The sequence below is a fragment of the Streptomyces sp. NPDC059455 genome (assembly GCF_042750115.1).
GTDB classification, from domain to species: Bacteria; Actinomycetota; Actinomycetes; order Streptomycetales; family Streptomycetaceae; genus Streptomyces; species Streptomyces endocoffeicus.
The window spans coordinates 1-19064 of record NZ_JBHYVB010000211.1 but is presented as its reverse complement, the minus strand read 5'-3'; the positions used below and the strand labels follow the sequence as shown (position 1 = coordinate 19064).

The 19064-nt window shown below is 72.6% G+C and carries 19 protein-coding genes and 2 pseudogenes; 8 read left to right on the top strand and 13 right to left on the bottom strand.

Going from position 1 to position 19064, the window contains the following annotated elements:
• From ACFXB5_RS44375 to ribA, 7 genes are all read right to left on the bottom strand, one after another.
• Positions 1 to 1293, bottom strand: a 1293-nt coding sequence (locus ACFXB5_RS44375) for a PAS domain-containing protein (protein WP_385219494.1), incomplete at its 3' end; no start/stop codon positions are given.
• A gap of 198 nt (positions 1294 to 1491) precedes the next feature.
• Complete coding sequence (locus ACFXB5_RS44370) at positions 1492 to 1851, bottom strand: hypothetical protein (protein WP_385219492.1); 360 nt, start codon at positions 1849 to 1851, stop codon at positions 1492 to 1494.
• Between the two features lie 739 nt (positions 1852 to 2590).
• The gene (locus ACFXB5_RS44365) at positions 2591 to 3505 is read right to left on the bottom strand and encodes an NAD(P)H-binding protein (RefSeq protein WP_385219490.1); all 915 of its coding nucleotides are present in this window, start codon (positions 3503 to 3505) and stop codon (positions 2591 to 2593) included.
• 2 nt (positions 3506 to 3507) lie between these two features.
• Positions 3508 to 5640 (bottom strand): xanthine dehydrogenase family protein molybdopterin-binding subunit, encoded by a 2133-nt coding sequence (locus ACFXB5_RS44360; protein WP_385219488.1) that lies wholly within the window; start codon positions 5638 to 5640, stop codon positions 3508 to 3510.
• A complete protein-coding gene (locus ACFXB5_RS44355; protein ID WP_385219486.1) occupies positions 5637 to 6626 on the bottom strand; it encodes an FAD binding domain-containing protein in 990 nt (329 codons plus the stop codon). Before ACFXB5_RS44355 ends, ACFXB5_RS44360 begins: the two co-directional genes overlap by 4 nt.
• A complete protein-coding gene (locus tag ACFXB5_RS44350; RefSeq protein ID WP_385219484.1) occupies positions 6623 to 7129 on the bottom strand; it encodes a (2Fe-2S)-binding protein in 507 nt (168 codons plus the stop codon). The genes ACFXB5_RS44355 and ACFXB5_RS44350 overlap by 4 nt, the downstream gene beginning before the upstream one ends.
• A 180-nt stretch (positions 7130 to 7309) precedes the next feature.
• On the bottom strand, positions 7310 to 7966 hold the full coding sequence (gene ribA, locus ACFXB5_RS44345) for a GTP cyclohydrolase II (RefSeq protein WP_121824011.1): 657 nt from the start codon (positions 7964 to 7966) through the stop codon (positions 7310 to 7312).
• 97 nt (positions 7967 to 8063) lie between these two features.
• Here ribA and ACFXB5_RS44340 point away from each other — a divergent pair, with 97 nt between their 5' ends.
• Together ACFXB5_RS44340 and ACFXB5_RS44335 are read left to right on the top strand one after the other, a co-directional pair.
• Positions 8064 to 8813 carry a creatininase family protein gene (locus ACFXB5_RS44340; RefSeq protein ID WP_385219482.1) on the top strand — a complete coding sequence of 250 codons (750 nt, stop codon included), beginning with the start codon at positions 8064 to 8066 and terminating at the stop codon, positions 8811 to 8813.
• Positions 8813 to 9448 (top strand): annotated as a pseudogene (locus ACFXB5_RS44335) (RibD family protein); the annotation flags it as partial. The gene ACFXB5_RS44340 and the pseudogene ACFXB5_RS44335, both read left to right, overlap by 1 nt.
• 300 nt (positions 9449 to 9748) lie before the next feature.
• Here the strand turns inward: ACFXB5_RS44335 and ACFXB5_RS44330 are convergent.
• The 5 genes and pseudogenes from ACFXB5_RS44330 to ACFXB5_RS44310 form a co-directional block, all read right to left on the bottom strand.
• A pseudogene (locus ACFXB5_RS44330) lies at positions 9749 to 10498 on the bottom strand (YbhN family protein); the annotation flags it as partial.
• 86 nt (positions 10499 to 10584) lie between these two features.
• Complete coding sequence (locus ACFXB5_RS44325) at positions 10585 to 11490, bottom strand: SAM-dependent methyltransferase (protein ID WP_385219481.1); 906 nt, start codon at positions 11488 to 11490, stop codon at positions 10585 to 10587.
• Complete coding sequence (locus ACFXB5_RS44320) at positions 11418 to 12524, bottom strand: glycosyltransferase family 4 protein (RefSeq protein ID WP_385219479.1); 1107 nt, start codon at positions 12522 to 12524, stop codon at positions 11418 to 11420. The genes ACFXB5_RS44325 and ACFXB5_RS44320 overlap by 73 nt, the downstream gene beginning before the upstream one ends.
• A complete protein-coding gene (locus ACFXB5_RS44315; RefSeq protein WP_385219477.1) occupies positions 12521 to 12919 on the bottom strand; it encodes a 6-pyruvoyl tetrahydropterin synthase family protein in 399 nt (132 codons plus the stop codon). The genes ACFXB5_RS44320 and ACFXB5_RS44315 overlap by 4 nt, the downstream gene beginning before the upstream one ends.
• Positions 12920 to 12997: 78 nt before the next feature.
• Complete coding sequence (locus ACFXB5_RS44310; RefSeq protein WP_385219475.1) at positions 12998 to 13996, bottom strand: zinc-binding alcohol dehydrogenase; 999 nt, start codon at positions 13994 to 13996, stop codon at positions 12998 to 13000.
• A 118-nt stretch (positions 13997 to 14114) separates the two neighbouring features.
• Here ACFXB5_RS44310 and ACFXB5_RS44305 point away from each other — a divergent pair, with 118 nt between their 5' ends.
• On the top strand, positions 14115 to 15008 hold the full coding sequence (locus tag ACFXB5_RS44305) for a CDP-alcohol phosphatidyltransferase family protein (RefSeq protein ID WP_385219473.1): 894 nt from the start codon (positions 14115 to 14117) through the stop codon (positions 15006 to 15008).
• Here the strand turns inward: ACFXB5_RS44305 and ACFXB5_RS44300 are convergent.
• Positions 14975 to 15682, bottom strand: coding sequence for an SDR family oxidoreductase (locus tag ACFXB5_RS44300; protein ID WP_385219471.1), 708 nt, complete (start codon positions 15680 to 15682; stop codon positions 14975 to 14977). The genes ACFXB5_RS44305 and ACFXB5_RS44300 overlap by 34 nt on opposite strands.
• A 103-nt stretch (positions 15683 to 15785) precedes the next feature.
• Here ACFXB5_RS44300 and ACFXB5_RS44295 point away from each other — a divergent pair, with 103 nt between their 5' ends.
• From ACFXB5_RS44295 to ACFXB5_RS44275, 5 genes are all read left to right on the top strand, one after another.
• A complete protein-coding gene (locus tag ACFXB5_RS44295; RefSeq protein WP_201853876.1) occupies positions 15786 to 16625 on the top strand; it encodes a helix-turn-helix transcriptional regulator in 840 nt (279 codons plus the stop codon).
• Positions 16626 to 16960: 335 nt separating this feature from the next.
• Positions 16961 to 17095: a hypothetical protein gene (locus ACFXB5_RS44290; protein ID WP_385219469.1), complete on the top strand. Its 135-nt coding sequence runs from the start codon at positions 16961 to 16963 to the stop codon at positions 17093 to 17095.
• Between the two features lie 454 nt (positions 17096 to 17549).
• Positions 17550 to 17708: a hypothetical protein gene (locus tag ACFXB5_RS44285; RefSeq protein WP_167396636.1), complete on the top strand. Its 159-nt coding sequence runs from the start codon at positions 17550 to 17552 to the stop codon at positions 17706 to 17708.
• Positions 17705 to 18253: a sigma-70 family RNA polymerase sigma factor gene (locus tag ACFXB5_RS44280; protein WP_385219466.1), complete on the top strand. Its 549-nt coding sequence runs from the start codon at positions 17705 to 17707 to the stop codon at positions 18251 to 18253. The genes ACFXB5_RS44285 and ACFXB5_RS44280 overlap by 4 nt, the downstream gene beginning before the upstream one ends.
• Positions 18250 to 19047, top strand: coding sequence for a hypothetical protein (locus tag ACFXB5_RS44275; RefSeq protein WP_385219464.1), 798 nt, complete (start codon positions 18250 to 18252; stop codon positions 19045 to 19047). Before ACFXB5_RS44280 ends, ACFXB5_RS44275 begins: the two co-directional genes overlap by 4 nt.
• Positions 19048 to 19064 lie beyond the last annotated feature (17 nt).

Below are 19064 nucleotides of genomic sequence, written 5' to 3'. Positions count from 1 at the left end.
GCCGATGTTCCGGCCGGAGACGATCAACGGCAGAAAGGCCCATGCCTGCTTCTGCGCCGCGGCGGGCCGCCCGGCCATGCCGGGATAGCGCGCGGTGTACTCCTCGGCCGACTCGACGAAGGCGGGCGCCCCGGTCTGGTACACCTCCGAGACCGGCGACACTTCATGGATCGAGGCCCCGTCGATCGACTCCAGGAAGGGCTGCGGATAGCCGACGGCCCCGGCGATCCGGATCACGTCGCCCTCGATGAGCTGCACCACCATCCCCGAGGCGCCGAACGGCGGCAGCACCCGGTCGGCGATGGCGTTCACCACGTCGCGCATCGTCAGCGCCTGCGCGAGGGCGTTGGTCAGCTCGCCGATCCGCGCGGTGCGCTCGGCCGCCGCGTGCTCGGCCGCGGCCCGCTCCGCCTCCCGCGCCCGGCTCGCGGTGATATCGGCGGCGTAGACCGTGAGCCCGTTCGGCACCGGGACCAGCCGCATGGAGTACCAGCGCTGATTGGTGGGCCAGCGCACCTCGAACCCGACCGGGGTGCCGCTCTCGGCGGCCCGCCGGTAGCGGCTCCGCAGGCCCGGCTCGGCCTCGTCGACGCTCAGCCGCGCGAAGGCGTCCCACAGCGTCCGGCCGAGAGTCGTCCGGGCGGCGCCGAGCAGCCGCTCCGCCTCGCCGTTGACGAAGGTGATGCGCCAGTCGCCGTCGACAGCGAAGAACGCGTCGCTCATATGCCAGAGCGCCTGGCTCACCTGGTCGTCCGCCAGCAAAGTGCCGCTGCCGGTGCCGTCCCGGTCTCGGCGCCGGTCCTGGTCGGGAGGGTCATTCCGCAGCCGCGGGGCGGCCCACGCGGTCAGCGCCTCGACGGCCGCCCACCGCTCCGGTGCGGGCCGCTCGGCCGGGACCATCAGCACCGACAGCGCGCCGGTGACCCGCTCCGGAGTGATCAGCGGAACCGCCAGCAGCCCGCTTCCGGCGGGCAGCGCCGGGCCCGTGCCGTCCCCGGTGCCGAGGGCCAAGGCCCACACCGGTGTGCCCTGGGCCATCGCGCGGGCCGGGGCGCTGGCGCCGGCCGGCTCGACCTCCGCCCAGTCCCGGGCGACCGGACGGATCAGCCCGTGCACCGCCGTGAGCAGCAGCGACCGGGCGCCGGGGGCGCGCAGATGCACCATGCCGCCGAGACCGCCGGTCTCCGTCACGGCGTGGTCGAGCGCGAATCCGAGCAGATCGGGACCGCTCAGCCGGTCACCCGCCTCGGTGATCATGCGTATCCGTGCGGCGATGGCCACGTCCATGCCCATGGGGAAAATTTACTCCCTTAGGAGGGTATTCCAGGGAATGTGCCATGGGGTGCACCGGCGGACCACTTTCCCGTCCCCGCCTTCCAGCCCCTCCAGGGGGCACCTCCCAGCGGTAGCTGGGGGAGTTTGAGGAGCGGGGTCTGGGGCGGAGCCCCAGTTGTGGGAAGGGGCGGGGAGGGGAACAGCCCGCCGCGGGCGTCACGATCCGTCGGACACCCCCTGACCCGGGCGGCGGTCCACCGGGGTCAGCGGGGACCAGACGGGCAGTGCGGTGCGGCGCGGGCCCGACCAGGGGGCCGGGACCGCGTCGATGTCCCGGGCCAGCCGATAGGCGAGGGTCTCGTAGTTCACCCGCCGGCCGCGGAAGTGCGGCCACGCCTCCTCCGCGGTGCGCTCCATCGGATAGCCGTAGGCGCGCATCCGCTCCACCCCGCGCAGGAAGTCCTCGTAGCCGAGCCGCACCGGATCGTCCGGATGCGGGTCGACGTCGTACGGGATGCCGCGGATATCGGCGATGTCGCGCAGACAGACGAAGCCCGCCCGCAGCGCCAACCGCATCTGCGCCTATGGCGGCGAGGGGGTGGGCAACTGCTCGTCTGGGAGCGTGCGGGAGCTGGATTAGCTCGATCGTGTGATGGTCGGCTTCCGGCCTTGCGGCGCCACGGGCGGGTCGGGTTAGCGTGTCTGTGCGATCTGGGACGCCGGGTGCGGTGCCAGCGTGCGGGGCCCCTGCTCCACCAGAGAGATGGTTCAGGGCCTCCCCGTCGCCTCTGGCCGTACCCACATGGCCAGGTCGTGAGGGACTCCGCCCGCCCGGCTCGGACCACGGACGCGATCCGTGTCGCCGCCCGGGACGCGAAAGCGGACGACCAGTGCGCCCAAAACCGTTCGGGGCGTGCCAGTGAGCGGACTCACTCCCGCCCACTGCCCAGGAACGGTTGAAGGCCGCCCGCAGCGCCGCCGCGTCCAGCAGCGTCAGCAGGACGTCCAGCCCGCTCACCGCGGCCTCCAGCAGCCCGTAGCCGATCATGAAGGAGAGCAGCCAGCCCAGCAGGGTGATCACGATGGACACCGGTGCCACCGGGGCCAGCACCCGGTCCTTCGCCTCGATGCCGTGCAGCCGGTCGGCCAGGAACCGGAACGGCCGGCTGACCGAGCGCTGGACGAACCCGGTGAACCCGGCGGGGGTCGGCCGGGGGATGACCAGGGTGCGCAGCACCGAGGAGAAGATTCCCAGCACGATGACGGCGCCGATGATGCCCAGCAGTACTCGCACCGCGCTTCCGTTCCGCCCACGTCATGTCGTGAACATCTCGGGGTGCTCGCGGACGTACTCCCGCACCCCGGTCGCGGGCCTTCCCGTGATCGTCTCGATGTCGTCGGTCCGGCGGTCGTAGCGGTTCTCCGCGTGCAGCCGCGCCATCGTGGCGAGGTGGTCGAAGAGGTGGCCGGGCAGGCCCAGCGCCTTCAGGTCGTGGTTGACCCAGGCCTCGTAGGAGACGTCCACATAGGCGACCGGCCGGCCGAGCGCGGCGGCGAACTCCTCGGCCATGGCGGTCATGTCGATCGAGGCCGGGCCGGTCAGATGGTAGGTCCTGCCGATGTGCGAGGAGGGGTCCACCAGGATCGCCGCCACCACCGCGGCGACGTCCCGCGCCGCGACCGGGGAGGTGCGCCCGGCGCCGAACGGCAGCCGGATCGTGCCCTCCTCCGCGATGGAGTGGTAGGCGAAGGTCGTGAAGAGCGGATTCTCCATGAAGACGGTGGGCCGGAGGTGGGTGACGGGCAGCCCGGACCAGTTGAGCGCCTGTTCGGCCAGCCAGTGCTCCCGCTGCTGTGTCGACTCCGAGGTGCTGGTGAGGTCCATCTGGGAGACCGTCATCTGCGACATGTTGACCAGCGCGTCCAGCCGCGCGTAGTCGCGGGCGACCGCCGCCGTGGTCATCGTGGCCTCCAGATACTTCGGCGACACGCTCATGCCGAAGTACATCCGCCCGCAGCCGTCCAGCACGCGGGCCACATCCGGGGCGCGGGTCAGATCGCCCGCCACCACCTCCGCGCCCGTCGCGCGCAGGGCCTCGGCCCGCTCGTCCTCGCGGTGGACCATGGCGCGCACGGGCAGCTCGCGGCGGCGCAGCTCCTCCACCACGGTGCGGCCGACGGCCCCGGTACTGCCCGCGGCACCGGTCACCAGGATCGGTGGACCGGGCATGGCTAGCACACCAGCTTGTCGAGGGTGATGGGCAGTTCGCGGATCCGGACACCGGTCGCGTGGTGCACCGCGTTGGCGATGGCCGCGGCGGTGCCCGTGATGCCCACTTCACCGAGGCCCTTGGCCCCCATGGGGTTGGTGTACGGATCGGACTCGTCAAGCCAGTGGGCCTCGACCGAATGGACATCGGCGGCGGAGGCGATGTGGTACTGGGCGAAGTCCTGGTTGACCACATGGCCGAACCGCGGGTCGAGCACGCTGTGTTCGTACAGCGCCATCGAGATGCCCTGGGTCATCCCGCCGATCAGCTGGGAGCGGGCCGTCTTGGGATTGATGACCCGGCCCACGTCGAACATCCCCAGCAGCCGCGCCACCCGCACCTCGCCGGTGTCCTCGTCCACCCGTACCTCGGCGAACTGGGCGCCGAAGCTGTGCATCGCATAGCGCTCGGCCTCCGGATTGCCGCCGGGCAGCTCCGCGGTGACCTCCAGCTCCTCCGACGGCGCGATACCGCCGTGCTCGGCCCGCAGCCGGGCCCGCAGCCGGTCCGCCGCCTCCCAGATCGCGGTGCCCCAGCTGTTGATGCCCGCCGAGAACCCGGCGACCGACGCGGCCGGCAGCGCCGTGTCCCCGATCCGCATCTCCACCTGCCCTACGGGGACGCTCAGCGCGTCCGCGGCGATCTGGGTGAGCGCCGTCCAGGTGCCGGTGCCCACGTCGGCGGCGGCGATCCGGACCGTGTAGTGGCCGTCCGGGGCGAGCCGGATCGTGGCCGCGTTGCCGGGGAAGCGGGGGGAGGGGTACGTCGAGGCGGCCACGCCGGTGCCCACCAGCCAGCGCCCCTCGCGCTGTGAACGGGGGACCGGGTCGCGCCGGTCCCATCCGGCCCGGCGGGCGCCCTCGCGCAGACAGTCCGTCAGATGACGGCTGGAGAACGGCAGCCCGGACTCCGGATGCACCTCCGGCTCATTGCGGATCCGGAACTCCACCGGGTCGAGACCGCAGGCGATCGCCATCTCGTCCAACGCCGACTCCAGCGCGAACATCCCCTGCGCCTCGCCGGGCGCCCGCATGATCGTCGGCACCGGGACATCCAGCGGGGCCAGCCGGTGGGTGGTGCGCCGGTGCGGCGCCGCGTACATCAACCGGGAGCAGACGGCCACCTGCTCCGCGTACCCCTTGGCCTTGGCGGTCTGCTCGATCACCTCGTGGGAGAGCGCGGTCAGCCTGCCGTCCCGGCCGGCGCCCAGCCGGATCCGCTGGATCGATGCCGGGCGGTAGCCGACCAGGGCGAACATCTGCTGCCGGGTCAGGGAGAACTTGACCGGCCGCCGGACCATCCGGGCCGCCATCGCGGCGAGCACGGCGTACGAATGGGGGTAGACCTTCGAGCCGAACGCGCCCCCGACATGCGGGGAGATCACCCGCACCCGCCCCGGCTCAAGACCCAGCACCCCGGAGATCAGGGCCTGGCTCATGGAGGCGCCCTGGGTGGAGCAGCGCACGATCAGCTCACCGTCCAGCCAGGTGACCACGGCGGTGTGCGGCTCCATCGGGTTGTTGTGGTACATCGGCGTGGCGTATGTGACGTCCACCATGGTCGGCGAGGCCGCCAGCGCCGTATCCACGTCCCCGAGCACACTGTCGGCGGGCGAGCCGTCCTGCAGCTCTCCGCCGCCCGAGCCGAAGGCCGCGGCGTGCACCGGGGAGTAGAGGTCGCCGCGGTCGGCGCGCAACACCACATCGGGGGACCGGCTCTCGTAGTCCACGCGGACGAGCCCCGCCGCGCGGCGCGCGGTCTCCAGGCTCTCGGCCACCACCGCCCCGATGAACTGGCCGCGCCAGGCGACCTCGTCGGACTGCAGCACCGCGAGCTCCGGATCCTCCGGCCGGGTCAGCGTGGGCGCGCCTGGATGGCTGAGCACCGCCAGCACCCCCGGCTCCGCCTCCGCGAGCGCGCTGTCCACCCCGGTGACCCGCCCGGCGGCGATCGTGGACTGCAGCGGATACAGATAGACGGGCTGGTCGAGGGGCCATTCATAGGCGTAGGTGGCGGTGCCGGTGACCTTCTGCACTCCGTCGATCCGGTCCATCGGGACGCCGATGGCGCGGGGGCGTGCCGTGACGTCGCTCATCGCGCCCCCTCCAGCAGCTCCAGCAGGGTGGCGACCATCGTGTTGCGGGCGAGCGGGACCTTGAAGGCGTTGTCCGCCAGCGGCCGCGCCGCGGCCAGCTCCGCGGCCGCCGCGTCCACGAAGCTCTCCCGCGTGGCGGGCGCGCCGCGCAGCATCGCCTCGGCCGTGGTGGCCCGCCAGGGCTTGTGCGCCACCCCGCCCAGCGCGATGCGCGCGTCCCGTACCTTCCCGTCGGTGACCTCCAGCGCGGCGGCGACCGAGACCAGCGCGAAGGCGTACGAGGCGCGGTCGCGCACCTTGCGGTAGCGGGAACGGGTCGCGGAGTGCGGCGGCGGCAGCTCCACCCCGGTGATCAGCTCACCGCGCTCCAGGACGGTGTCACGCTCGGGGGTGTCCTCCGGCAGCCGGTGCAGCCGGGGCAGCGGGATCCGCCGCTCGCCGGCCGGGCCGGCCACCGTCACCACCGCGTCCAGCGCGGCCAGCGCGACGGCCATGTCGGAGGGGTGGGTGGCCACACAGGCGGGGGAGGCGCCCAGGATCGCCATATCGCGCTGATAGCCCTTCACCGCCGAGCAGCCCGAGCCCGGTATGCGCTTGTTGCAGGGGGTGGTGACGTTCTGGAAGTACGGGCAGCGGGTGCGCTGCAGCAGATTGCCGCCGGTGGTGGCGAGGTTGCGCAGCTGGCCCGAGGCGCCCGAGAGCAGCGCCTGGGAGAGCACCGGATAGCGCCGCCGGACCCGCAGGTCGGCGGCCAGATCGCTGTTGGGCACCGCCGCCCCGATCCGCAGACCCCCGTCGGGCAGCTCCTCGATCCGGTCCGAGGTCAGCCGCCGGACGTCGATCAGCACCTCCGGGGTCGTCACCTCCAGCCGCATCAGATCGACCAGATTGGTGCCCCCGGCCAGATAGGCCGCCTCGGGTTCCTTCACCAGGGTGGCGACGGCCGCCGGCACCTCATCGGCGCGTTCGTAGCGAAAGGGCTTCATCGGTGCGCCACCTCCGCGATCGCCGGGACGATGTTCGCGTACGCGGCGCAGCGGCACAGATTGCCGCTCATCCGCTCGGCGATCTCCTCGTCGTCGAGCACCACATCGGTGGCGCCCGGGTCCTTGCTCGCGGCGCTGGGCCAGCCGTTCCCGGCCTCCTGGAGCATCCCGGCCGCGGAGACGATCTGACCGGGTGTGCAGTAGCCGCACTGGAAGGCGTCATGGGCGATGAACGACCGCTGCAGCGGATGCAGCTCACCGTCGGGGAGCCCGGCCGCCGTGACGATGTCCGAGCCCTGGTGGGCGACGGCCAGCGCGAGGCAGCCGAGGATCCGGCGGCCGTCGAGCAGCAGGGTGCAGGCGCCGCACTGTCCGTGGTCGCAGCCCTTCTTGGGGCTGGTGTTCCCCAGCTGTTCGCGCAGGGCGTCCAGCAGCGTCGTACGGGTGTCGACGGTGAGGCGGTGCTCGGTCCCGTCCACCCGGAGCTCGATCTCGAGGTCCATGATCCCTACCCTTGATCGTCGTCCTTCGGAACGTCACGCGGCACCCCCATTCTCGGACATATGGTCGCTGATCGCCCGTTCGGCGGTATGGTCACGCCGAAACTCCGTACCGATACGGGCCGCGGCCCACGCCCGACCGACACCGGTGGACCAGGCCGCGGCCCGGGGCCAGGACCTCCTTCAGGTGCGCTGGATCACGGCTTCCAGATGGGGCAGATAGTGGTCCATGCGGTCCCGCTTGGTGAGCAGATACGGGAGGTTCTCCTTGTGCGGAGTCATCAGCAGCGGCACCTGCTCGCTGACCCGGACGCCGTGCCGCAGCAGTGCGTCCCGCTTCTGGGGGTTGTTGGACAGCAGCCGCACGGAGCGCACCTCGAGGTCGTGCAGCACATCCGCCGCCACCTTGTAGTCACGGGCGTCCGCCGGCAGGCCGAGGGCGAGGTTGGCCTCGACGGTGTCCAGCCCCTCGGACTGGAGCTTCATCGCCTGGAGCTTGGCGAGCAGCCCGATCCCGCGCCCCTCATGGCCCCTCAGATACACCAGAACGCCCCGGCCTTCGGCCGCGATCGCCTTCAGCGCGGCGGACAGCTGGTCGCCGCACTCGCAGTGACGGGAGCCGAACGCGTCTCCGGTGAGGCACTCGGAATGCAGCCGGGTAAGCGCTTCCTCCCCGCCGACATCGCCGTATACCAGCGCTATTTGTTCATCACCGCGCACGAGGTCCCGATAGCCGATCGCGAGAAAGTCGCCATGCTTCGTGGCCAGCCGGACATTCACCACTCGTTCGACGCCCGAGGTCCGGGTGTCGACATCGAACACGCCATCACTTTCTGTCATGTTCCGATCTTATCTGGAAAACCACCGTCCTTGTACAGGAGAATGAGAAAGCCGCAGCAACAAGCTGTCCGGCCGACGCATGAAAGGTCCACGAGATATGAGCGGTTCGGGAACGCGCCCGCAGGCCGGCATGGTGTTGCCGACACGGACGACGGAGGAAGTGCGGGCCGACCGGGCCGATGTCGCCGTTCTTCCCGTAGGCAGCTTCGAACAACACGGCGCCTTTCTCCCGCTGGTGACCGACACGGTCATCGCCTGCACGGTCGCGGCCGAGATCGCGGCCGCGTATCCGGTGCTCCAGCTGCCCCCGGTGACGGTCTCCTGTTCCCATGAACACGCCGCCTGGCCAGGGACGGTGTCGATTTCCGCGGCCACCCTCTACGCCGTGGTCCGCGATATCGCGGACTCACTCAGGCGTTCTGGCATACGCGGTCTGATTCTGGTGAACGGACACGGCGGAAATTACGTGCTGCGCAACATCGTTCAGGAATCCGCGGGCACCGACTTCCGCATGGCGCTATTCCCCGGATCGGCCGACTGGGAGGCCGCCAGGACACGCGCCGGAGTACGCACCCCGGGCAACAGCGATATGCATGCGGGCGAACTGGAGACATCGATCCTCCTGCATGCCCATCCGGAACTCGTACGGCCCGGTCATGAAACCTCCGACTGGATATCCGACGATCGGAAACATCTGCTCACCCTCGGTATGTCCGCCTATACCGAGTCCGGGGTCGTCGGCCGTCCGTCCAGGGCATCCGCGGATAAGGGAAAGGAACTTCTGGCCGGGCTCGTCGACTGCTTCGCCGAGTATCTTTCCCTGGTCGGTGCCGAGAAGGAGGCGTGATGACCTTCCTGGAGACGGAAGAGGCATGGGAGCGGCTGCGCTCCGTCCGGACCGAGGCGGACGCGGGGGCCACCGGTCTGGTCCGGGGCCCGGACGGCCGGTGGCGGTGGAGCGAGGCCGCCTCGCCGGAGGCCCGGCTGCTGGTCGACCGCTATCTCCCGCTGTGCCTGGCCGGGCCGCGGCTGACCATCGCTCAGCTCGGCCAGAGCCTGGACGGCTTCATCGCCACCCGCACCGGCGACGCCGACTACGTCACCGGCGAGGAGGACCGCCGCCATCTCCACCGGCTGCGCGCCCTCGCCGACGCGGTGGTCGTCGGGGCCGGCACCGCCGTCGCGGACGACCCCCAGCTGACCGTGCGCGCCTGCGCGGGCGCCCACCCGGTGCGGGTCGTTCTCGATCCGCGCGGACGGGTGCCGCTCGACCGACGGGTGTTCACCGATGGCTCAGCTCCGACCCTGTGGGTGGTGGGCACCACCGGTGAGCGCCGTCCGGCGCCGCCGGACGGCGTGGACGTGCTGACGCTTAACGACCCGGACGCCTTTGCCCCCCACCACCTGGTGCGGGCGCTCGGGCGGCGCGGGCTCGGCCGGATACTCGTCGAGGGCGGCGGGGTCACCGTGTCGCGCTTCCTGCACACGGGGGCGCTGCACCGGCTCTACGTCACCGTGGCCCCGGTCCTGCTCGGCGACGGCATCCCCGGGCTGCGCTTCGACGGGACGACGGTCATGCGGGACGCGCTCCGCCCGCCGGTCCGCCGCGACACCCTCGGCGAGGACACCCTCTTCGAACTCGACCTGTCGGCCGCCTTCGAACTCGACCTGTCGGCCCCGCGGCCGGCCGCACCACTGGACGGCCAGCACCACGACACCGGGGAGGCTCGCGGCGAAGGTGAGCACCCCGTAGACCACGGCCACGGTCAGCCCCTGGCTCGCGCCCAGGCCCGTGGCGCCGAAGGCCCAGGCGGTCACGCCCTCGCGGGGGCCCCAGCCGCCGACGTTCAGCGGCAGGGCCATGGCGATCAGGGCGAGCACCATCAGGGGCAGCAGCTCGGTCAGCGGGGCGTCTGACCCCGCCACCCGCGCGGCCAGGACGAACGTCGTCAGATGCCCGGCCAGCACCACCACCGAGGAGATCACCACCCCCGGCCAGCTGCCCCGGGCCAGCAGCCCGCGGCGCGCCTCCAGGAGCGCGCCGCGGATCGCGCCCCGCCGCCGCCCGGCCACGGGCGCCGCACGGCGGCGGCGCCGGACGGCCACCACCGCGAGGAGCGACAGGCCGCACACCGCGGCCAGTACCCCTGCCGTGGCCGGCCCGCCGAGCAGCCGACCGGTGTGTTCCAGCGCCAGCGACGGGTGGGCCAGCAGGATCGCCACCCCCACCGCGATCAGCACCACCTGGCCCGCGACCCGCTCCAGCACCACCGCGCGCACGCCCCGGCCGACATCGCCCGCGTCCCGCCCGTGCCGCACCGCGCGGTGCACATCGCCGAGCACCCCGCCGGGCAGCGCGGCGTTGAGGAACAGCGCGCGGTAGTAGTCGGCGACGGCCGGGCCCAGCGGCAGCCGGATCCGCAGCTCCCGCGCCACCAGACACCAGCGCCAGGCGCTGAAGACCGTGGTGAGCAGGCCGAGGCCGACCGCCGCCAGCAGGGTGAGCCCGTCGATGGTGCGCAAGCCGTCCACGAAGGCCCCGGTGCCCAGCCGCCACAGCACCACCCCGAGGATGGCGACGCCCGCGGCCGCCCCGAGCCTGGCTCGCAGCGCGCCGGTCACGCGGCCGCCCCCAGCGTGCGGGGCGCGGGCAGCGCCAGCAGATCCTGGTGGTGCACCACCACCCGCAGCGCGCCCGCCGCGGCCATCGCCAGCCGGCGGCGCAGATACGCCTCGGCGTGCGCGCCGAGCTCCGGCTGGTGGTCCACGGCCGCGCCCACCCAGCCCCGCAGCCACTCGGCCGTCAGCGCGGAGTGCTCGGCGCCCAGCACCCAGGGGCTGGCGTGGGTCCGTACCGTCGCGCCGTGCCGGGCGAACGCCTCGGAGGCCACCGCCATCGCGTCGGGGCCCACCAGACCGCCGCGCCGCTGATGGGCGTTGAACGCCTCGGTGATCTCCGCGTCCATCGGGTCGGCCGGGGTGAGCTCGACCCGCCCCACCACGGACAGCGCCAGCAGCGCCGGGCACTCCGCCTCGGCGCAGGCCGCGGCGATCCCGTCCACTTCCTCGGGGGTGAGCACGTCCAGCAGCGCGGACGCCGTCACCAGCGAGGCGCCGTCCAGCGTGCTCGCGGTCAGCCGGGAGAGGTCGCCGCGCGCCGTCGCGACGGTGATACGGCTGCCGTCGGTGGCCGCCCGGGGCATCCGCACCGCCGCCCGGTCCAGCAGATCGGGGTCGCGGTCGTGCAGGATCCACAGCTGCGGGCCGCTCAGCCGGGGCGCCAGCCAGCGCCCCATGGAGCCGGTGCCGCAGCCCAGGTCGTGGATCACCAGCGGCGGGCCGGACAGCTGGGGGCCGAGCGCCTCGAGGAGTTCGGGCGAGCGGGCCGCCGCGTCGGCGCCCTCCCGCAGCTCCAGCCAGTCGGGGGTGTAACGAGGTACGTCGGTCGTCTTCACGCGGCCCTCCGCGGTTCGTCTCGGAGCTGTTCCAGCGCACCGGCCAGATTGCGGGTGGTGTTCTCCCACCCGGCCAGCGCGGTGCGCCGGTCGTGCGCGGCGGCGGTGAGCCGGCGGCGCGCACCGGGGTCGCCCAGCCAGCGGCGCAGCGCCGCCGTGAGCGCGTCGGGGTCGTCCGGGTCGACGAGGATGCCCGGCACCCTGCCGTCGGGTGCCTGCCCGACCGCCTCCGGGACCCCGCCGACGGCCGTGGCCAGCACCGGGATCCCCCGGGCGAGCGCTTCGGTCACCGCCATGCCGTAGGTCTCGGCGTACGAGGCGAGCACCATCGCGTCGGCGGAGCCGTAACCGGCGTCCAGCTCGGCGCCGGTCCTCGGGCCGAGCAGATGCACCCGGTCGGCCACGCCCAACTTCTCGACCAGCTCCCGGAGCCGGGCGGCGTACTCCGGGTCCTGCTCCAGGGATCCCACACAGTCGCAGTTCCAGGGCAGATCGTCGATCCGCGCGAGCGCCTCCACCAGCCGCAGCTGCCCCTTGCGCGGGGTCACCGAGGCCACGCACAGCAGCCGTGAGCCGTCGCCGCCCGAGGAGGCGAGCGGTGCGATGTCGGCGCCGGGCGCCGCCACATGGACCCGGTCCGGGACCAGCCCGTGCAGATCCACCAGCCGCCCGGCCGACCAGGCGCTGGTGGCCACCACCGTCCGTACCGCGCGCAGCGTCCGGCCCTCCAGCGCCTTCAGATCCTCGGCCCGGCCGGGGGCCAGCCCCGTCTCGTCGCTCAGCGGCAGATGCACCAGCACCGACAGCCGCAGCCGCTGGGCCTGCGGGACGACGATGTACGGGAGCGCACAGGCCACCAGCCCGTCGAGCAGGACGAGCGTGCCGTCCGCCAGCGCGGTCAGCAGCCGGGCCAGCTCGGCGCGGGCGGCCGGGCCCGGCTGGGGCCAGTCGCCCGCGATGGCGTGCTCCTCGACCCGCCAGCCGGAGCCGGGCAGATCCCTGCAGATCCGCCGGTCGTAGACGTTGCCGCCGCTCGGCGCGGCCGGGTCGGCCACGCCGCCGGGCATCACGAAGTGCACCGTGCGCGGTGCGGCCGGGTTCATAGGCCACGCTCGTAACTCGCCCAGGCGACATGCGACTCATGCAGGGTGACGGTGATCCCGGACAGGCCCCGGGCGCCCTCGCCCAGCGCCCCCGAGCCCACCCGTGCCGCGAGGCGGTCGGCGATCACCTTGGCGAGGAACTCGGTGGAGGTGTTGATCCCCTTGAAGTCGGGTTCGTCGTCGAGGTTGCGATAGCTGAGCGCGCCGCACACCTCCCCCAGCTCACGGGTGGCCAGGCCGATGTCGACGACGATGTTGTCGTCGTCCAACTCGGCACGGCGGAAGGTGGCGTCCACGAGGAACGTCGCCCCGTGCAACCGCTGCGCGGGTCCGAAGACCTCGCCGCGAAAACTGTGAGCGATCATGATGTGATCGCGAACGGTGATGCTGAACAACGGATGACCCTCCAGATACGGCGCGTCGGGCCCTCGGCCGGGGCACGCCCTCTAGTACGGCCGTCGCGTTCCCCGTGTTCAGACGGATGACACGGCAGATTCCGCGGCGTAGCGAACCCGGTGGCACAACCCCGGAATCTCGCCCGAGGCGAGCCTCGGAAGCACCTCGGGAAGCTCCTCGAAACCGCATTCGCCGGTGACGAGGGCGTCGAAGGCGGGGTCGGCGAGCAGCTCGAGCGCCAGCGCCAGCCGGTCGCCGTAGGAGCGGCGGGAGCCCCGGGCCGGGGACACCGTCCCCACCTGGCTGCTGCGCACCGTGAGCCGCCGGGAGTGGAACGCCTCGCCCAGCGGCAGGCTGATCCGCCGGTCCCCGTACCAGCTCAGCTCCAGCACGGTGCCCTCCGGCGCCAGGAGCTCCAGCGACCGCGCGAGCCCCTGCTCGGTGGCGCTGGCGTGCACCACCAGATCGAGGCCGCCCGCCGCCTCCCCGGGGAGCGCGAAGTCCACCCCGAGCGCCCGCGCGACCTCCGCGCGCGCCGGCTCGGCGTCCACCAGCTGCACCCGTACGGCGGGGAACCGGGACAGCACCGCCGCGACGGAGGCACCCACCATCCCCGCTCCCACCACCGCGATCCGGTCGCCCAGCAGGGGCGCGGCGTCCCAGGCGGCGTTCACCGCGGTCTCCACCGTCCCCGCCAGCACCGCGCGCGGCGCGGGCACGCCCTCGGGCACCGGGGTCACCGCGCCCGCCGGGACCACATAGTGGGTCTGATGCGGATACAGACCGAAGACGGTGCGCCCCCGCAGGGACGCCGGCCCCTCCTCGACCAGACCCACATTGAGATAGCCGTACTTCACCGGCCCCGGGAACTCGCCGTCCTGGAACGGCGCGCGCATCGCGGTGTACTGGTTCTCCGGTACGCCACCGCGGAAGACCAGGGTCTCCGTACCGCGGCTCACCCCGGAGTACAGCGTGCGCACCACCACGTCCTCGGGCCCGGGTTCGTCCAGGTCCACCTCCCGTATCTCGCCATGGCCGGGGGAGCGGAGCCAGAAGGCACGGGCGGTGCGCGTCATACGACGTTCTCCTGAGGGGCTGAACAATCGGACGGTGGCCCACGTACGGATGACCATGAAGCCGCGAACACGGTACGCGGCACCCATCCACTCCGCCACACAGCCCGGAGGGTGCACGGTGGCCCTGAACAATCCCTACAACACGACGCTGTTGCGCAACCAGAGCGCCGCGGGCGCGGCCGCGTTGCGCAACGAGACAGCCGCGGGCGCGGCCGCGCAGCTGCTGTTGCTCGTCCTGCTCGGCACGGCGATCGACCTGGGACCCGCGGGCTGGCTGACCGGCCTGGCCTTCGCGGCCGCCACCTGGGCGGTGCTCACCCGTGCCCTGCAGCGGTCCTGGCTCGCCTCCTTCGGCGCGGCCAACCGCGTCACCCTGGCGCGGGCCACGCTCGTCGGCGGGGTGACCGCGCTGGTCGCCGACTCCTTCGAAAGCCCGACGCCGGTCACCGCCCTGGTGTCCCTCACCGCGGTCGCGCTGATCCTCGACGCGGTCGACGGACAGGTGGCGCGCCGCACCGGCACCTCGTCCTCCCTGGGCGCGCGATTCGACATGGAGGTCGACGCCGTCCTCATCCTGGTGCTCAGCATCTACGTGGCCACCTTCCTCGGCCCCTGGGTGCTGCTGATCGGCGCCATGCGCTACGTCTTCGTCGCCGCGGCATGGATGCTGCCCTGGCTGAACGGCCAGCTGCCCCCGAGCACGGCCCGCAAGACGGTGGCCGCGCTCCAGGGCGTCCTGCTGCTGGTCGTCGGCGCCGATGTACTCCCGTATCCGGTGGCCCTCGGCGCCGCCCTGCTGGCCCTGACCCTGCTCAGCTGGTCCTTCGCCCGCGACATCAGGTGGCTGTGGCGCACCGGGCCGCCCGCGCGCAGTGAGCGCGGCGGCGCGCCGGGCGCGATGAGCGCGGTGAGCGCGTCGGCGCCGACGAGCCCGCCGCCCGCTACCAGGGAGGGCCCCGCTACCAGGGAAGGGACCGGCTACCAGGGAAGGGTGCCCTCGATGTCGAAGTAGCCTCCCGTCGGGCCGTCCGGGCCCACCGTCGCCATACGGACGATGATCTCGGCGCCCTCCTCGACGGTCTGGTGACCGGTGTGCCCGTTGAGGTCCGTCGCGGTGTAGCCGGGCTCCACGGCGTTGATCCGCATCTCCGGGAACGCCTTCGCGTACTGCACCGTGACCATGTTGACCGTGGCCTTCGACGCCGGATAGGCGACGCCCGGGTAGGCGTGCATGGGGGTGTCCGGGGTGGAGACCCGGTCCAGCGAGGCCAGCCCGCTGCTGACATTGACCACGACCGGCGCGGCGGACCGCCGCAGCAGCGGCAGGAAGGCATGGGTCACCCGCACCACGCCGAAGACGTTCGTCTCGAACACCTCCTTCATCATGTCGGCGGTGACCTCCGCGGCGCCGATCACCCCGCCGTCCGGCGTCCGCGCCTCGATACCGGCGTTGTTGATCAGTACATCCAGTCCGCCGTCGGCCTCGACGGTCTTCGCGGCGGCGGCCACGGACGCGTCATCGGTGACATCGAGGACGACCAGCCGCGCCCCCAGCCGCTCGGCGGCGCGGCGTCCGCGCTCGGCGTCCCGGCTGCCCAGATAGACGGTGTGGCCCGCGGCGATCAGACGGCGGGCGGTCTCGAAGCCGAGACCCTTGTTGGCTCCGGTGATGAGTGTTGTCGTCATGCCCTCCAGGCTGCGTCCGGGCCGGGCGGGCAGCCAGGTGCCCTGTCTTCCTGGGACCGCGGGTACCAGGCTCGTCCCCCGGCCGAGGTGCAGACTGGTGACCATGGCGACCACGGAGTTCGGGCAGGCGGTACGGCGCTGGCGGGACCGGGTCCCGCCGGAGGCCGCCGGGCTGCCGGCCGGCGGACAGCGGCGGGCGGCCGGGCTCCGCCGTGAGGAACTGGCCCTGCTCGCCGGGATCTCCGTCGACTACGTCACCCGCCTCGAACAGGGCCGGGCGTCCCATCCCTCGACCCAGGTCGTCGAGGCCCTGGCCAGGGCGCTACGGCTGTCGGCGGCCGAGCGCGCCCACCTCTTCCGGCTGGCCGGGCTGGCCCCACCGGGCCCGGAGACGGTCCCGGCGTACATCACCCCGAGCGTCCAGCGGCTGCTGGACCGGCTGACCGGAACGCCCGTCGCCGTGAGCGACGCGTCCTGGACGCTGCTCATGGCCAATCCGCCGTATGTGGCCCTGAGGGGCGATCCGTCCCGGTGGCGCGGCAACGAGCGCAACGGAGTCTGGCGCCATTTCGTCAGCGAGGACACCGGCTCCCGGCAGACGCATCAGGCCCGGAGCGAGTTCCAGGCCGCGCTGGTCGCCGACCTCCGTACGGCCGCCGCCCGCTACCCGGCCGACCAGCGGCTGCGGCGGCTGGTCGCGGAGCTGCGCGCGAACAGCGAGCGGTTCGCCGAACTGTGGGACTCCGGCACCGTCGGCCACCACGAGGCATCGCGCAAGACCATCGACCATCCACGGGTGGGCCCGCTGACGCTGGACTGCGATGTGCTCACCGTGGCGGGCAGCGATCTGCGCATCGTGGTCTACACCGCCGAGCCCGACACCGAGGACGCCGAACGCCTCGCCCTGCTCACGGTGCTGGGCACCCAGACGCTCACCGGCTAGGGGCGTCCGCCGGCCCGTGCCGCCTGCGGCGGGCCGCTCCCCTCCCCGCCCCTTCCCTCAACTGGGGCTCTGCCCCAGCCCCCGTCCGGTGAGCTGACCGCGGCGACGGTCGGCTCGTCGACCCCGCTGGGGTTCAGGGGGAGTGAACGTGGGGCTCCGCGCCGGCCCGTGCCGCCTGCGGCGGGCTGTTCCCCTCCGCGCCCCTTCCCTCAACTGGGGCTCTGCCCCAGCCCCCGTCCGGTGAGCTGACCGCGGCGACGGTCGGTTTGTCGACTCCCTGGGGCCCAGGGGAGTGAACCCGGGGCTCCGCCCCGGACCCTGGCCGGACGGCCCGGATGTGCGCAGGCATCCGCCCGATCATCCACCGCACCAGCATGCCGACCGCGATCAGCCCGCCGGTGCAGGTGCTCACGCTCTCGCCGTCCGCCGCGAACAGCGCCTGGCCCTGGGACGCCGTGGCCCCCTGCTGAGCTGCTCGCGGCGACGGTCGGCTCGTCGCCCCCGGGGTCCAGGGGCGGAGCGGAACCGGAGCTCCGCCCCAGGCCCCGGCTGGACGGCCGGGACGTGTGCGGGCGTCCGTCAGGTCGTTCGCCGCGCCGGCATGCCGACCGCGATTGGTCCGCCGGTGCGGGTGTGCACCGCGCCGACGGTCGGCTTGTCGATCCCCTGGGGTCCAGGGGCGGAGCCCTTGGTTACGGGAAGGGGCGGGGAGGGGAAAGACCCGCCGGACCCCGTACCCCCGAATCTAGCGATGAGATTTTCATATTTGCGTAATTGGATCGCTGCGTTCCGTAAGATTTTAGGCTCATCCGATGCACGAACCGGCGTTGGCGCGCGCTATCTGAACAGAGGGCGCAACACGGCGCACTCGCGGGGCGTGTGGGGGCCACCCTCGTACGACGAACAGAAGGACAGCGAAGTCCGGTGAATCTTCAAACCGTGGTGAACGTCGTCACCGCCGTACTCGTCACCCGGGTATTCGGCAGTGACGCCATCGCCCTCCTGCGCCGCGCGGCCGCGATGGGAGTCCGCGTCGGCGTATCGGAACTGCATCGCAACAACCAGGAGGGAGGGGAGCGGTGACCCACGACTTCCCGCGCTCGCGCGAGATCACCTCAATGACCGCCGGACTCCCCGCGGACTTCCGCGCCTTCCACCAACTCCACCGGAAGGCGTACATCGACCGGGCCATGGTCTACCTCGGCAACCACGCGGACGCCGAAGAGGCCGTCGACGCCGCCTTCGAACAACTCCTGCGCTGCTGGCCCAGGGTGCTGACCATGGAGAACCCGGCCGCCTACGCCTGGAAGGTCTTGAAGAACCGGGTCATCGACCTCGCCAGGGCCCGCAACCGGGGCCCCGCCCTCCTGGACAACGCGACCTTCGAGACCGCGATACTCAAGGACGCGGTGGACCCCATCGCGGCCCTGGAGGAGAGCCTGAATCTCTATCAGGCGATCAAGAAACTTCCCGAGCGCCAGCAGGACGTGGTCATCCTGCTCCACTGCCGCGGCTACAGCGTCGCCGAGACCGCCACCCACCTCGGCATCACCGAGGCCGGTGTGCGCTCCACCGCCCGCTACGCCCGCCGCCGTCTGCAACAACTCCTGGCCAAGGACAACCGATGACCTCACCCATTGACCGCATCCTCGCGCGGGCCCTGCTCAACCCCACCCCTCCCATCGACTTCGAGGCCGCCGAGGCCCGGCTCGCCGCCCGCCACGCCAACCCCGGAGGCTCCCCGCCCCAGGAGCGCCCTCCTCAACAGGACCGGCGGACGTCCGCGGCCGCCGGAGCCGCGGCGCCGGGCGCGGACGAGCGGATGGCGCAGGACCTGCACACCCTGTGCGAGGCGATCATCGCCCGGCCGGACGCCCTGACCCAGCTGCGGGACTTCCTCACCCGCCGCATCCTCGAACCGCCGGGCTCCCGGGTCCTGGGGTGCGTGCTCCAACTGGCCGGGCATGAGGACCACGCCCAGTTCTGGTGGCAGTTCGCCGCCGGGGCCGGCGACCCCGCCGCCGCGTACTGCCTCTACCTCCACCACATGGCGCTGGGCGAGGACGGCCAGGCGCACGCATGGCTCGAGTGGTGGCACGAGCAGGCGGGCAACGACATTCCGCCGGTCACCGACACCGTGGAGGACTGGACCGCCACCGACCATGAGATGGCCGCCGCCCTCCGCATCCTGCACGGCCTGAAGAGGGGACAGGAGGTCCCGCCCGCCACCAGGGCGGTCATCCACTACGTCGCCGAGGCCGTCGACTTCACCGACGACCCCGACATCGACCTCCCGCTGCCGGAGCCGGGGTTCGCCGACCGCATCGAGGACCTCACCACCACCAAGACCACCACGGACGCCGAGCCTCCCGCCGACCGGGCCGTGCTGCCGGAGCGGCCACGCAGCGGTTCCCCTGCCTAGCGGCACATGGCACAGAG

Coding starts and splice junctions, on each gene's coding strand:
- ACFXB5_RS44310 (WP_385219475.1), bottom strand. CDS start 13,996: ATGACGCGCACCGCCCGTGCCTTCTGGCTCCGCTCCCCCGGCCATGGC.
- ACFXB5_RS44365 (WP_385219490.1), bottom strand. CDS start 3,505: ATGCCCGGTCCACCGATCCTGGTGACCGGTGCCGCGGGCAGTACCGGG.
- ACFXB5_RS44350 (WP_385219484.1), bottom strand. CDS start 7,129: ATGGACCTCGAGATCGAGCTCCGGGTGGACGGGACCGAGCACCGCCTC.
- ACFXB5_RS44355 (WP_385219486.1), bottom strand. CDS start 6,626: ATGAAGCCCTTTCGCTACGAACGCGCCGATGAGGTGCCGGCGGCCGTC.
- ACFXB5_RS44290 (WP_385219469.1), top strand. CDS start 16,961: ATGTGCGCAGGCATCCGCCCGATCATCCACCGCACCAGCATGCCGACC.
- ACFXB5_RS44320 (WP_385219479.1), bottom strand. CDS start 12,524: ATGAACCCGGCCGCACCGCGCACGGTGCACTTCGTGATGCCCGGCGGC.
- ACFXB5_RS44295 (WP_201853876.1), top strand. CDS start 15,786: ATGGCGACCACGGAGTTCGGGCAGGCGGTACGGCGCTGGCGGGACCGG.
- ribA (WP_121824011.1), bottom strand. CDS start 7,966: ATGACAGAAAGTGATGGCGTGTTCGATGTCGACACCCGGACCTCGGGC.
- ACFXB5_RS44340 (WP_385219482.1), top strand. CDS start 8,064: ATGAGCGGTTCGGGAACGCGCCCGCAGGCCGGCATGGTGTTGCCGACA.
- ACFXB5_RS44370 (WP_385219492.1), bottom strand. CDS start 1,851: ATGCGGTTGGCGCTGCGGGCGGGCTTCGTCTGTCTGCGCGACATCGCC.
- ACFXB5_RS44360 (WP_385219488.1), bottom strand. CDS start 5,640: ATGAGCGACGTCACGGCACGCCCCCGCGCCATCGGCGTCCCGATGGAC.
- ACFXB5_RS44300 (WP_385219471.1), bottom strand. CDS start 15,682: ATGACGACAACACTCATCACCGGAGCCAACAAGGGTCTCGGCTTCGAG.
- ACFXB5_RS44275 (WP_385219464.1), top strand. CDS start 18,250: ATGACCTCACCCATTGACCGCATCCTCGCGCGGGCCCTGCTCAACCCC.